Origin of the sequence: Sorangium sp. So ce302 (assembly GCF_051530145.1) — a bacterium.
Lineage (GTDB): Bacteria > Myxococcota_A > Polyangia > Polyangiales > Polyangiaceae > Sorangium > Sorangium cellulosum_B.
This window is the reverse complement of record NZ_CP150326.1, coordinates 409,055-421,493: the sequence shown is the minus strand read 5'-3', so window position 1 is coordinate 421,493 and position 12,439 is coordinate 409,055. Positions and strand designations below refer to the sequence as shown.

At 72.1% G+C, this 12,439-nt stretch carries 12 protein-coding genes; 6 read left to right on the top strand and 6 right to left on the bottom strand.

What is annotated here, in order from left to right; all coding sequences use genetic code 11:
* The first annotated feature begins 89 nt into the window (after positions 1-89).
* Positions 90-488 carry a (deoxy)nucleoside triphosphate pyrophosphohydrolase gene (locus tag WME73_RS01630; RefSeq protein ID WP_012232930.1) on the top strand — a complete coding sequence of 133 codons (399 nt, stop codon included), beginning with the start codon at positions 90-92 and terminating at the stop codon, positions 486-488.
* 13 nt (positions 489-501) lie between these two features.
* On the opposite strand, the gene WME73_RS01625 is transcribed toward WME73_RS01630, so the two are convergent.
* From WME73_RS01625 to WME73_RS01615, 3 genes are all read right to left on the bottom strand, one after another.
* Positions 502-1,572: a FecCD family ABC transporter permease gene (locus tag WME73_RS01625; RefSeq protein WP_437914549.1), complete on the bottom strand. Its 1,071-nt coding sequence runs from the start codon at positions 1,570-1,572 to the stop codon at positions 502-504.
* Positions 1,569-2,468 carry a type III pantothenate kinase gene (locus tag WME73_RS01620; protein WP_437743813.1) on the bottom strand — a complete coding sequence of 300 codons (900 nt, stop codon included), beginning with the start codon at positions 2,466-2,468 and terminating at the stop codon, positions 1,569-1,571. Before WME73_RS01620 ends, WME73_RS01625 begins: the two co-directional genes overlap by 4 nt.
* A 101-nt stretch (positions 2,469-2,569) precedes the next feature.
* Positions 2,570-3,211 carry an O-methyltransferase gene (locus WME73_RS01615; RefSeq protein WP_437743812.1) on the bottom strand — a complete coding sequence of 214 codons (642 nt, stop codon included), beginning with the start codon at positions 3,209-3,211 and terminating at the stop codon, positions 2,570-2,572.
* Between the two features lie 93 nt (positions 3,212-3,304).
* Between WME73_RS01615 and WME73_RS01610 the strand changes: the two genes are divergently transcribed.
* A complete protein-coding gene (locus WME73_RS01610; protein WP_437914548.1) occupies positions 3,305-4,057 on the top strand; it encodes a hypothetical protein in 753 nt (250 codons plus the stop codon).
* On the top strand, positions 3,970-4,572 hold the full coding sequence (locus WME73_RS01605) for a hypothetical protein (protein ID WP_437743810.1): 603 nt from the start codon (positions 3,970-3,972) through the stop codon (positions 4,570-4,572). Before WME73_RS01610 ends, WME73_RS01605 begins: the two co-directional genes overlap by 88 nt.
* A gap of 221 nt (positions 4,573-4,793) precedes the next feature.
* On the opposite strand, the gene WME73_RS01600 is transcribed toward WME73_RS01605, so the two are convergent.
* Positions 4,794-5,684: an SDR family oxidoreductase gene (locus WME73_RS01600; protein ID WP_437914547.1), complete on the bottom strand. Its 891-nt coding sequence runs from the start codon at positions 5,682-5,684 to the stop codon at positions 4,794-4,796.
* 227 nt (positions 5,685-5,911) lie between these two features.
* On the opposite strand from WME73_RS01600, the gene WME73_RS01595 reads away from it, so the two are divergent.
* The 3 genes from WME73_RS01595 to WME73_RS01585 all read left to right on the top strand — a co-directional run bounded on the left by WME73_RS01595 (position 5,912) and on the right by WME73_RS01585 (position 8,321).
* Complete coding sequence (locus WME73_RS01595) at positions 5,912-6,121, top strand: hypothetical protein (protein WP_437914546.1); 210 nt, start codon at positions 5,912-5,914, stop codon at positions 6,119-6,121.
* On the top strand, positions 6,121-6,699 hold the full coding sequence (locus WME73_RS01590; RefSeq protein WP_437860538.1) for a protoglobin family protein: 579 nt from the start codon (positions 6,121-6,123) through the stop codon (positions 6,697-6,699). The genes WME73_RS01595 and WME73_RS01590 overlap by 1 nt, the downstream gene beginning before the upstream one ends.
* 263 nt (positions 6,700-6,962) lie before the next feature.
* The gene (locus WME73_RS01585; RefSeq protein WP_437914545.1) at positions 6,963-8,321 is read left to right on the top strand and encodes a hypothetical protein; all 1,359 of its coding nucleotides are present in this window, start codon (positions 6,963-6,965) and stop codon (positions 8,319-8,321) included.
* Between the two features lie 21 nt (positions 8,322-8,342).
* Here the strand turns inward: WME73_RS01585 and WME73_RS01580 are convergent, their stop codons facing one another.
* Both WME73_RS01580 and WME73_RS01575 read right to left on the bottom strand, forming a co-directional pair.
* Positions 8,343-8,558 carry a hypothetical protein gene (locus WME73_RS01580; RefSeq protein ID WP_437743806.1) on the bottom strand — a complete coding sequence of 72 codons (216 nt, stop codon included), beginning with the start codon at positions 8,556-8,558 and terminating at the stop codon, positions 8,343-8,345.
* Positions 8,559-8,953: 395 nt separating this feature from the next.
* Positions 8,954-12,361, bottom strand: a complete 3,408-nt coding sequence (locus WME73_RS01575; RefSeq protein ID WP_437914544.1) for a DUF2126 domain-containing protein — start codon at positions 12,359-12,361, stop codon at positions 8,954-8,956.
* Positions 12,362-12,439: the final 78 nt, after the last annotated feature.

The window sequence follows — 12,439 nt, the reverse complement described above, 5'->3', positions numbered from 1 at the left end:
CGCGCGCCAGCGGCGCCCCGAGGACGCGACCGTCCCGCTCGCACAACCCGACGCCCCATCGTACGCTCAGCAGCCCTGAGGCACTCGCCATGGAAATGGTCCGCACCATCCGCGTGGTCGCCGCCGTGATTGAACAGGACGGCCGGTACCTGATCACCCAGCGCCGGCCGACCGCCGTGCTCCCGATGCTCTGGGAGTTCCCCGGGGGACGCGTGGAGGAGACCGAGACGGACGCGGCCGCGCTGAAGCGCGAGGTCCGCCACCGGCTCGACGTCGAGATCGAGGTGGGCCAGCTGATCTCGTTCGTGAGCCACCCCTACGAGCGCTACGTCGTCGACCTGTACCTCTACGAGTGCCACATCAAGAGCGGTGAGCTCGCGTCGCTGGCCGTGAACGCGTTCCGGTGGGTCACGAGCGCCGAGTTCGATCGCTACCCGTTCACGCCGGCGGACGAGGCCAGCATGAACAAGCTCCTCGGCATGACCTGACGCGCCCGCGCCCTCACAGGCGCGGCGAGCGCCGCAGCAGCACGAGGAACATCGGCCCGCCGAGCACCGCGGTCACCGCGCCCACGGGCGGCTCCGTGCCGAGCCACCGGAACAGGAGCCGCGCGACGAGGTCGCACGTGGTGAGCAAGACCGCGCCGGCCACGAGCGACAGCGGCAGGAGCCGCCGGTGATCCGCGCCGCAGAGCCGGCGGACCGCGTGCGGGACGATCAGCCCGACGAAGCCGATGAGGCCGGTGCGGCTGACGATGGCGCCGACGATGCACGAGGACGCGAGGAAGACCCGGCGCTCGACGGCGCGGACGTCGACGCCCAGGGTCCCTGCCGACTCGTCGCCGAGCGAGAGGAGGTTCAGCCGCGCGGCGTCGGCGAGGAGCACGGCGCAGCCGGCGGCGACGTAGGCGGCGACGCCGAGGAGGGCCGAGGTCGTGGGCAGCTCGACGAAGCCGATGAGCCACCGGAGCAGCTGCTGGGCGCGCGACGGGGAGACGAGCGTCTTGAGGAAGGAGATGAGGCCCGCCGCGATGGAGTTCACGATGACGCCGGCGAGGAGCATCGAGGCGCCGGAGGTGCCCTCGGCCGCGCCGCGCGCGATGGCGTAGACGAGCACCGTCGCGACGAGGCCGCCGGCGAGCGCCGCCGCGGGCAGGAGCGTGGCGCCGAGGACGGTCGTCGCGCCGATGCCGAGCGCGATCGCGACCGCGGCGCCGAGCGCGGAGCCGCCGGAGACGCCCAGCACGTACGGCTCGGCCAGCGGGTTCCTGAGCAGCGCCTGGAACGCGGCGCCCACGGCCGCGAGGCCGGCGCCGGAGATGGCCGCGAGGAGCACGCGCGGCAGGCGCACGTCGATGAGGAGGGTCCGGTCGAGGCCGGGCTCGGCGACGGCGCGCGCGATCGAGACGGGCTCGGCGCCGAGGAGGACGGCGAGGAGGAGCGAGAGCACGAGCGCGGCGGGCGCCGCGGCGAGGACGAGCGCGCGGCGGAGGCCCCGGCCAGACGCCGGCGGCGCCGGGAGGGAGGGCGCGCTCGCTCGGCGCGGGGCGCGGACGGACGCGGGCGACGTCAATCCTGGCCGCCTCCGCGCGCCGCGGGCGGCAGGGTGGCGGGCCCGCTGTTGCGCTCGGCGTTCCGCTCGTAGATGAGGCGCAGCCCGGTGAGCGTCAGGTCGTCGTCGACCCCCTCGATGGTCTCGGTCTGCGGCGCGATGAGCCGCGCCAGGCCGCCCGTGGCGATGACCCGGCACGGGTAGCCGAGCTCCCGCCGGAGGCGGCCCACGAGCCCGTCGACGAGCCCCGCGTAGCCGTACACGATGCCCGACTGCATCGAGTGGACGGGGTTGCGGCCGACGACCCGGGGCGGGAGCGCGATCTCGACGCGGGACAGCCGCGCGGCGCGGGAGAAGAGCGCCTCGGCGCTGATCTGGATGCCCGGCGCGATGACGCCGCCCAGGTACTCTCCCTTCGGGGTCACGCAGTCGAACGTCGTCGCCGTGCCGAAATCGACGACGATGACGCCGGCGGCGGCGTGATCCCCCCGGTCGGGCTCGGCCGCGTGCGCTCGCGCCGGCGCGGCGCGGGGCGCGGGTTCGGGCTGCCGCCGCACCCACTCGTGCGCCGCGACCGCGTTGACGATCCGGTCGGCGCCGACCTCGCGCGGGTTCTCGTAGAGGATGGCCATGCCGGTCTTGATGCCAGGCCCCACGACGAGCGGCTCGATCCCGAACGCCCGCTCGACGAGCCCCACCATCGTGTCGGTCAGCGTCGGCACGACGCTCGCGACGATCGCGCTGTCGATGCGGGCGAGGTCGACGCGGCGGAGGTCGAGCATCTGCCGGACGAGCACGGCGTACTCGTCCGAGGTGCGGGAGCGCGCGCTCTCGCAGCGGAGGTGGTGCTGGAGCACCTCGCCCTCCAGCACCCCGAAGCTGATGTTGGTGTTCCCGACGTCGATGGCGAGCAGCATGCTGGCCCGACTCTAGCGCCGCGCGCCCGGGATCCGGCCAGGATTTCGGACGCGCCACCGGCGCTCGCGGCGCGCTGCCGCACGCCCGCCGCGCCCGACCTTCAGCGCTTGCGCGCGAGCGTCACCCCGTCGCGCACGGTGAGCATGACCTTCTCGACCCGGGGATCGCGGAAGACGAGATCGTTGAAGGCGGCGATGGCGCGGCCGTCCGCGCTCTCGGGGGCGAGGACCTCGCCGCTCCAGAGGGTGTTGTCGGCGACGATCAGCCCGCCGCGGCGGCAGCGCGGGAGGACCTCCTCGTAGTAGGCCGGATACCGCTCCTTGTCGGCGTCGATGAACACGAGATCGAAGGCAGGGCTCGCCGGCATGGCGCGGAGGGTGGCGAGCGCGTCGCCGAGCGCGATCCGGATCTTCCCGCCGTGCTCGCTGCGGTCGAAGAACGATCGGGCGATGCGGGCCACCTCGGGGTCGCGATCGCACGTGATGAGCTCGCCGTCCGGCGGGAGCGCCTCGGCCATGCTGAGCGCCGAGTAGCCGGTGAACGTCCCGATCTCGAGCACCCGGCGCGCCTGCATGAGCGCGACCAGCATCCTGAGCAGGGAGCCTTCGACCCGCCCGACCTGCATGACCGCCCTCGGCTCGTGGGCCAGGGTGAACTCGCGCAGCTCATCGAGGAGCGCGGGCGGCGGCTCGGAGTGGTCGTGAACGTAGCGATCCAGCTCTGGATTGACGATAGCGATCATGGCGAGGTTCCTCGGCGAGGCACCGTAGCATCGGTGCGCGCTCCCTCCTCACCTCACCTTGAGCCGCCGGCGGCCTTCGCGGTAGCGTCGACCATGGCCTTCTCTTCCTGGAAGACGTGCGCCGCAGCGGCGCTCCTGGCCGCGGCCTGCAGCTCGACGGACGGCAGCCCCGGGGCGGGCGGCGCTGGCAGCGCCGGCACGGGCGGCTCCGGCGGGGGCACGGGCGGCTCCGGCGGCGCCGGCATGGGCGGCTCCGGCGGCGCCGGCATGGGCGGCGCCGGCGGGGGCGCGGGCGGCGCCGGCGGCTCCGGTGGCGCCGGCGCCGGCGTGGCGAGCTCCACGGCGGCCGGCGGCGGCGCGGGGGGAGAGGCGGTCTACGACTGCGCGTCGCTCGGCGATCCGTGCACGACCTGCCTCGCCCTGCGCTGCCAGGAGAGCTATTGCGCGTGCCAGCGGAGCGCGGAGTGCGCCGCGCTGGGCAACTGCCTCCTCGGCTGCGCCGCGGAGGACGTGGCTTGCGAGCAGGCGTGCCTGACGGCGCACCGGGCGGGCATCTCGGGCATCTTCCTCGAGGGCGGCTGCGCGTCCGAGCGGTGCAGCGCGCAATGCCCATCGCGAGACGCGCTGTCCCCTTGCGCGTCCTGCCGGTTGACAGGGTGCGCAGCCGAGATGAACGCGTGTGTCGCCGAGCCGTCGTGCAGGGCAATGCTCGCGTGCGTGGATGCGTGCCGTGCGGACGGAGATGGCTGCCTGGAGGTGTGCTCGGCGATGCACGCGGACGGCGTGCAGGCTGCCGGGGCGGTCTTCGCATGCGAAGAGGCGCGGTGCGGGGCGGATTGCGAGTGACCGGTGAGCCGCCGCGGGCCGCCATGCCGCGCGGCGTCGCCGGGGTCGACGCCCTGGGCGAACAGGCATACCCTTCCGTCGTGGCCTTCCTCGGATTGCGCGAGATCGAGCGGGACCCGTACACGGTCGTCCATCACGACCCCGCTCAGCAGCTCGTGTTCATCAAGCGATATTCGCTGAACTATCCGAGCATCGCGGCGATCGAGCTGAGCTTCGAGCGCATTGATCGGTCGCTCGAGGCGATCGCCAGGCGGCGCACGCTCCTGCTCGTCGACGCCCGCGACGCACCGCTGCGCAACGACGACGGATTCGAGAATGCGTTCGCGCACTGTCACACGAAGCTGACGCAAGGTTTCAAGAAGACCGCGGTCCTCCTGAAGAGCGCGACCGGTGTGCTCCAGCTCGTCCGGCTTTCGAAGGGCTATGAAAAACCGATGGGCATTTTCACCCGCCCCGAGGACGCGCTCCACCACCTCGGCGTCAGCGTCGACCTGAAGCAGCTCACCGATCCCTGACGCGCCCCGCCACCCCAGAGCGGGGCTCACCCGCGCACGAAATCAGCGAAATCAGCAGGACCAGCGGAAGCACGGAATCTCCGCCCCAGAGCGGGGCGCAGAGCGGGGCTCACCCGCACAGGAGACGGGCCCAGATCGGCGTTTTCGGCGCGGAAGCGTACTCTTGTACGCTGAGCACCGAAAACGCCGAGGTGGGCCCGTATCCGAAGCGGGTGAGCCCCTCAAGAGAGCGGTTTGCCGCCGGTTACGCCGAGGACCTCGCCGTTGACGTAGCTCGCCTCGTTCGAGGCAAGGAACACGAACGCCGGGGCGAGCTCGGCCGGCTGCGCCGGGCGCTCCATTGGATGATTCTTGCCGAAGGTGGCCACCTTCTCCTTGTCGAACGATTGCTGGATGAGCGGCGTCCACACGGGCCCGGGCGCCACGACGTTGACGCGGATGCCACGCTCGATGAGGTCCTGCGCCAGGCCCTTGCTGAAGGTGACGATCGCTCCCTTCGTGGACGCGTAATCGAGGATATCCGGGCTCGGCTGGTACGCCTGGATCGAGGCGACGTTGATGATCGAGCCGCCTTCCTTCATGTGCGGCAGCGCGTACCGGATCATGTGGAACATGGCCAGGATGTTGACGCGGAAGGTGCGCTCGAGGCGCGCTGCGTCGAAGTCCTCGAACCGCTCGACGGCCTTGCCCTGCTCCGCCGCGTTGTTCACCAGGACATCGATGCGCCCGAATTTACGCGCCACCTCCTCGACCACCTTCCGGCAATGGGCCTCGTCGGCCAGGTCGCCGGATAGCGTGAGCGCCTCGCGCCCGGCCTCCTTGATGACCCGCGCCGTCTCCTTCGCGTCCTCGTGCTCGCTCAGGTAGGAGATCGCCACGTGGGCCCCCTCGCGGGCGAACGCGAGCGCGACGGCGCGGCCGATCCCGCTGTCCCCTCCGGTGATCAGCGCGATGCGGTCCTTCAGCCGGCCGAGCCCCTTGTACGACGACTCGCCGTAATCGGGCCTCGGCTCCATCTTGGCTTCGATTCCGGGACGCTCCTGTGTCTTGCCCTCGAAAGGCGGCTTCGGGCCCGCGCCTTTCGGATCCGCTGTCGGTCCAGTGTTCTGCATAACCTCCTCCTGACGCTGCGCTGCGGTGAGAGGCCGAACGCGCTCCCACCGAACCCTGGCCATAAGGGCGGCGGCGCAGCCCAGCCATCGGTGGCCGCCTGCTCTCCGGATCGGAGCTCCCCCTACCAACACCGGCGCGGCGACCAGCGAGCAGCGCGCGCCGTCGGATCCCCGCCGGGCGCTCCCGAGCGGACACGGCGGCAGACATCTCTGGGCGATCGACGTGGATGGACGTGATCGACGTGATGGACGTGATGGACGTGATGGACGTGATCGACGTGATGGACGTGATCGAGCAGACGGCGCGCGCCCCTGTCGCGCGGTACCGCCGCGGCCTGTCACCTCAAGGCTTGACAGGCGACAGCTGGTCCGGTGTCTTCACCCTGCGTTGTCTCGCGGCACGCCGCCGGCGAAGACGCGGAGGAGAACCGTCGTGATGAAACACGTCGACGAGAGCCGTCTGGAGTCAGATCTCGAGTATCGGTTCGGGTACCTCATCGAGTTTGTCGGCTTCGGCGAGGCGGACATCGCGGCGATCCACGGCGCCGCGCCGCACCTCGCCCCGCGGGTCGAGGCGCTCGTCAACGCGGTGTACGAGAAGCTGTTCCTCTACGACGCAACGAAGCGCCACTTCGTGCCGAAGCAGCATGGCTACGAGGGGGCGCCCCCGGCCGACCTCGCGTCGCTCACGCTGGACCACGAGCAGATCAAGTTCCGCAAGCAGCACCTCTCAACCTACCTCGTCCGGCTCGTGACCCACCCGTATGATCCGAAGATGGTCGCCTACCTCGACATGGTGGGGAAGATCCACACCGCGAAGGCCGGCAATCCCGAGGTCGTCGTCCCGCTCGTGCAGATGAACGCGCTCATGGGCTTCGTGTCGGACGCCCTGCTCCAGACCATCCTGTCGCTGGGCCTCGACCGGGAAGCCGAGGTGCGCACCCTCCGCGCGTTCAACAAGCTGCTCTGGCTCCAGAACGACCTCCTCGCGCGCCACCACCTCTCGGCGGCCTGATTCCCTCCCCTTCCGGCCATGCGTCGCCCGCCGGGACGGACCGCAGCGGCGGGCTGCGCGCCGGCATCCCGGGGGCGGCGGCGCGTCGAGCGGACGGCCCATTGCGCAATCGCGCGACCGTTTGCGCAAGCGCACAACGGCGCGCGCTGCGCCGCCCCGCCGCGCGCGCCACGCGCGGGCGGGGGCGCCTTCGGATCGCCTGGATCGGCCGGGAACGCCGCGACGAGGAGCCCGGCACATGCGGTGCTATGCGCCCGCCCACCATGAACCGATTCTTCGGTGGCATCGCTCTTCTCGTGGGGCTGTCCGTCATCCCGACGATCGCCGGCTGCAGCGACGAGCCATCCGAGGAGGAGCGCCGCTTCGCCCGGCTCGCGAAGCGCGCCGAGCAGGTGCGCGAGCTGTCGTTCCGCCACGTCGTGCCGGTCGTCACGATCACGCGGGACGAGTTCGAGGCGGACCAGGAGGCGGCCGCGGCCGCCGCCGAGGAGGACGATCTCGCGGAGATGGCCGCGACCTACGGCCGGCTCGGCTACTTCGCCGTCGACGCGGACCTTCGGGAGACGCTGGCTCGCTCGGGGGACTGGGCCGCTGCGTGGTACTCTCCCGAGAGCAACGGCATCGTGCTCATCGGCGAGGTGGACGACTCTGTTCTCATCCACGAGTATGTGCACGGGCTCCAGGATCAGCATTTCGACCTGGCGCCGGACCAGGACGACGCGCTGACGAGCGACGCGTTCCTCGCGCAGCGGGCGGTCACCGAGGGCGACGCGACGCTCGCGGAGGGGCGCTTCATCATGCAGGAGCACCTCGACGCCGATCTGCACCTCGTGGACTGGGGCCCGCTCCTGTCCTCGGTGCATGCGCGCCGGGAGGAGCTCCTCGCCGGCAGCGAGCTCCCCCTCTTGTTCATGGCGTATCCATCGTTCGCTTACAGCTTCGGGCTCGAGTACTGCGCCCACAACCTGACCGGCGCGAGCGCGGTGACGCCCGTCATCGACAGGCTCCCGCCGTTCGACTGGTCGAGCGAGGACGCGCTCTTCACGACGCGGGCGCCCGCGAGCACCCAGCAGATCCTCGCCCTCGACGCCCAGGACCCCGAGGTCGGCGCCGGCCTGGATGAGATCCCGTCCACGCTCGACGACCGGCTCGAGCGGCTCGACTGGGACACCCTCGGTGAGTGGCTCACCTACCTGCTCCTGCGCCCGCTCGAGGGCGCGCCCGATCTCGGCGACATGCGCGCCCTGGCCGCGGCCTGGGACGGCGATCGCGCCCTGTTCGTGCGCGATCGGAAGACGGACGCGATCGGCACGGCGTGGGCGTCGGCGTGGGACGACGCCGGCGCCGCGGCGGGCGTCGAGGCCGCGCTGTGGCAGCTCTACGACGGCTCGCCGATCGCCGGCGACGAGCCGCGGCTCGGGCGCGCCGGCGACGGCGAGCTCATCTGGATCGAGCGCAGGGAAGAGCGCGTGGTCGCCCTCAAGAACGTCGACGAGGCGCTCATGCCCTCGCTCGCCGAGGCCGCCTTTCCCTCCGGGATCCGGCCGATGCGCCACATGATCCGGACGCGCCCGCCGCTCGCGGCCAGGCTCTCGCGGCGCCTGGCCGGGCGACATCACTGAACCAGCGACGGCGCGGCGCGCTCAGATGCAGAGCGAGTCGCAATCGTGATCTTCTTCGCACGCCGCGACGCAATCGCCGTCGTCGTCGCACGCCGCGATGCAATCGTCTCGATCCGTCGAACACGCCGTGATGCAGTCGTCCTCGCCTTCGTCCTTGTCGTCGTCCGAGTCGACGAAACAGCCGGCGGCCAGGGGAATCGTGGAGACCAAGAGCACTGCGAGCACCTTGCGCAACATGGGTTGTCCTCCTTCGTGGTGTACTGTCCGCATGCGATGCAGGGGACATCGAACACTCAAGCAGGGGGCGTACCAATCGCTGTTCTGGCGCGACTCACCCGTTGGGCCGCGGACCTGGAGAGCCGTTATGCCGCGCAAAGCGAGCTCGGCGCCGGAGCTCCGGGTCACCCGAGCGCCCCGGCCGGCGGACGTGGGGGATCCCGCGAGAAGGCAAATCGCCACAGCGGAGGAGGCCATGGCGGCGCTCGGCGCGATGGGCGCCGGGATTTTCCGCGCAGCGCGCGGGGCGTGCGCGCTGGGCCAAAGTGTCACACCCGGCTCGACCGTGAGCCCCGGACCTCCGTCCAGGTGAGCCTCCGGCCGCGCAGGATCTCACCGGAGCGCGGCCCCGCAGCTCACCCCTCGTCCTCGGCCTTCTGCGGCTTGGGCGGCGGCCGGTCCACGGCGTAGCGCCGCAGATCCAGCGTGTAGGGCGCGTCCCCGTGCGCGATCGCCTGCTTCGCGGTCACCGGCCAGGGCGTCGGCCCCTCGATCGTGAACCGCTGCGCGCGCCGCGCCGACGCCTCGAACCGCGTGAGCGGCGCGCCGTCGAAGGCGCGGCCCTCGGGGTGCCACACGTGATAGGCGCACGCGCCGATCGAGCGCTTGCCCCACGTGTCCAGGATGTCGATGTGGACCGGGTGGTGGATGCCGATGTGCGCGTGCAGGCTGTGCGGCGGCGCCCAGGCGCGGAACCGCACGCCGCCCACGTGCTCGCCCGCCGTCCCCGTCGGCCGGAGCGGCAGCACGTGGCCGTTCACGAGCACCGTGTGGCGCTCCGGCGTGAGCCCCTGCACGCGCACCTCGATGCGCTCCATCGACGAGTCCACGTAGCGCGACGTGCCCGTCGTCGTCAGCTCCTCGCCGAGCACGTTCCATGGCTCGATCGCGTTGCGCACCTCCAGCACCACGTCGCCGGCGTGCAGCGTGCCCACCACCGGGCAGCGCAGCTCGATGAACGGCCGGTACGCGTCCGCGGGCAGGGCGAGCCCGCGCTGCTTCAGGTGATCGAGCACGTCCTCGAAGTCGCGCCACAGGTAGTACGGCAGGAGGAAGCGGTCGTGCAGCGCCTGGCCCCAGCGCACGAGCCGGCCCGTGTACGGCTCCTCGGCGAACGAGGCGAGGAGCGTGCGGACGAGGAGCGCCTGGGCGACCGCCATCCGGAAGTGCGGCGGCATCTCGAAGGCGCGCAGCTCGATGAGCCCCTGCCGGCCGTGCGCCGTCTGCGGATCGAACAGCTTGTCGATGCTCACCTCGGCGCGGTGCGTGTTGCCCGTCATGTCCACGAGCAGGTGGCGGAACAGGAGGTCCGAGAGCCACGCCGGCTCGCTCTGCCGGCGCTCGAACGCGCGCGAGAGCGCGATCTCCAGCTCGTAGAGGTTCTCGTGGCGCGCCTCGTCCACGCGCGGCGCCTGCGACGTCGGGCCGACGAAGAGGCCGGCGAACATGTACGAGAGCGACGGGTGGTGCTGGTTGAACGTGAGCAGGCTGGCCAGGAGATCCGGCCGGCGCAGGAAGGGGCTCGAGAGCGGCGTCGGGCCGCCGAACGTGAGGTGATGGCCGCCCCCGCTCCCCGCCATGCGCCCGTCGACCAGGTATTTTTCGCAGTGCAGGCCGGTGTGGAGCGACGCGTCGAACACCGTCTCGAGGAGCGACGCGTACGCGCGCACCCCGTCGGAGGGCGGCAGGTTCACCTCGAGCACGCCCGGGTCCGGCGTCACCGAGAAACGAAGCACGTTGGCGCCGGCCGGGGGCGGGTACCCCTCGAGCAGCACGTCGATGCCCGTCTCCTGCCGGGTCGCGTCGATCGCGGCGATGAGCTCGAAGAAGTCGGCCGGCGAGAGGAGCGGCGGCAGGAAGACATGGACGATGCCGTCGCGCGTCTCGACGCAGAGCGCCGTGCGCACGCCGTAGCCCGATCGCCCCGCGGCGGGCGCGGCGCGCTGGGCGCGCTTGTCCTCGGGGGCGTGCCGCTGGGCCGCGCGCGCGCGCGCCGTCTCGGCGTGCTCCGGGTCGCCGTCGCCGTCCAGGAGCTGGACGCGGCGCTGTCGCTCTTCCCCCTCGTCGGCCTCGATCTCGCCGCGCCGCGGGTCCTGCGGCGACACGAGCTCCTCGATCGGCGGCGGCGGGGCCACCGCGACGAGCGAGCGGAGCGGGAGGCGCAGGCCGATGGAGCTGTCGCCCGGGAGCAGGAAGAGGTGCCCGCGCCGGAAGCCCCAGCGCTCGCTGATCCACGACCCCCACTGGCGCGCGAGGGGCAGGACGAAGCCGACCTCGCGCCCGAGCCCGCGATCGAGGACCCGCGCGAGGCGCCGCCGCTCCTCCGGGTCGTCGAGGTTCGCCTTGAGCGGGTCGACATCGGTGGGCAGGCTCGCCTCGTCCTGGAGGTGGCGCCAGGGGTCCTCGAGGGCCGGCATCAGGAAGTCGGCCAGCCCGAGCCGGGTCGCGAGCGCGTCGGCGAACTTCCGCGAGAGCTCGACGCCGCGCCCGCGCGACGCGCTGGTCGCCGGATCGGCGTGGCGCGCCTGGGACATCTCGGTCCAGATCGGGACGCCGTCGCGCCGGCCGATGATCTCGAGCGCCCAGCGGGGCAGGCTCTCGCCGGGGTAGTGCTTGCCGGCGCGGAGCAGCAGGACGCCGCCCGGCGTGATCCGGCGCCGGAGCTCGTGCGCGAGCCGGAGCCCTTGCGACCACTTCGTCGGGCCGAGCGCGCCCTCGCACCACTCGGGCGCGTCCGGGTACTCGCGCGAGTTGAACGTCGGCTCGCCGCCCATCGTCAGGGAGAAGCCCGCGGCGGCGAGCCGCTCGTCCGCGCGATCCGCCACGGACAGGAGCTCCTGCCACACGGGCTCCTCGTAGGGCGTGGTGGGCCTCGGCTCGTGGCCGAGCCGCCCGACCTTCATCTCGAAGGTCACGTCGGTCGCGCGCGTGTCGCTCGTGCCCTCGACCGGCGCCGCGAGCGCGGGCGAGGCGGTGCAGGCGAGCGGGATGTGGCCTTCGCCGCAGAGCAGGCCGCTCGTCGCGTCGAGGCCGATCCAGCCTGCGCCCGGGAGGTAGACCTCGGCCCACGCGTGCAGGTCGACGACGTCGCGGCTCACGCCGCGCGGCTGGTCGGGGATCATCCCCTCGTCCGTGAGCTGCACGAGGTAGCCGCTCACGAAGCGCGCGGCGAGCCCGCGCGACCGGAGCGCCGCGATGAGCAGCACCGCCGAGTCGCGGCAGCTGCCGCGCCCTTGCGCGAGCGTCTCCTCCGGCGTCCAGATGCCGGCCTCCTCGCGGATGACGTACTTGATGCGCCGGTTCACGGCGGTGTTCAGCGCGACGAGGAGCGACACGGTGTCGCCCTTCGAGGGTAGCCCGGCGAGGAACTCGTCGAGCAGCGGACCGCGGGCGAACGAGGGGTCGGCGCTGTCGAGGAAGGGGGCCAGGTCCTGCTTGAGCTCGGCCGGATACGCGAACGGGACCTCCTTCGCGCGCTCGTCGAGGAAGAAGTCGAACGGGTTCACGGGGCGCACGCTGACCGCGAGCTCGACCAGGACGTCGAAGTGAGGGACGCGCTCGCCCGCGGGCAAGAGCACCCGCGCGACGTGGTTGCCATACGGGTCCTGCTGCCAGCGCGCCGCGATCGGCGGGTCGATCTTCAGGCTGTACGACTCGATCTTCGCCTTCGCGTGCGTCGCGGGCCGCAGCCGGATGAGCTGCGGGCCGAGCGAGGCGGGGCGGGGATAATTGTAACGGGTCCGGTGCTGGATGAGCAGGCGCACGGTGGTTTGTCTCCGGGGGTGGCCCTATCCAACCAGAAGTGCCCCCTTCCGTCTCGCCTTCCGTGACGCGCGTGAAGG

Bases quoted from the DNA above. Each gene is read 5' to 3' on its own strand.
- WME73_RS01630 (WP_012232930.1), top strand. From the start codon at position 90: ATGGAAATGGTCCGCACCATCCGCGTGGTCGCCGCCGTGATTGAACAG.
- WME73_RS01620 (WP_437743813.1), bottom strand. From the start codon at position 2,468: ATGCTGCTCGCCATCGACGTCGGGAACACCAACATCAGCTTCGGGGTG.
- WME73_RS01615 (WP_437743812.1), bottom strand. From the start codon at position 3,211: ATGATCGCTATCGTCAATCCAGAGCTGGATCGCTACGTTCACGACCAC.
- WME73_RS01610 (WP_437914548.1), top strand. From the start codon at position 3,305: ATGGCCTTCTCTTCCTGGAAGACGTGCGCCGCAGCGGCGCTCCTGGCC.
- WME73_RS01600 (WP_437914547.1), bottom strand. From the start codon at position 5,684: ATGCAGAACACTGGACCGACAGCGGATCCGAAAGGCGCGGGCCCGAAG.
- WME73_RS01595 (WP_437914546.1), top strand. From the start codon at position 5,912: ATGGACGTGATCGACGTGATGGACGTGATGGACGTGATGGACGTGATC.
- WME73_RS01590 (WP_437860538.1), top strand. From the start codon at position 6,121: ATGAAACACGTCGACGAGAGCCGTCTGGAGTCAGATCTCGAGTATCGG.
- WME73_RS01585 (WP_437914545.1), top strand. From the start codon at position 6,963: ATGAACCGATTCTTCGGTGGCATCGCTCTTCTCGTGGGGCTGTCCGTC.
- WME73_RS01580 (WP_437743806.1), bottom strand. From the start codon at position 8,558: ATGTTGCGCAAGGTGCTCGCAGTGCTCTTGGTCTCCACGATTCCCCTG.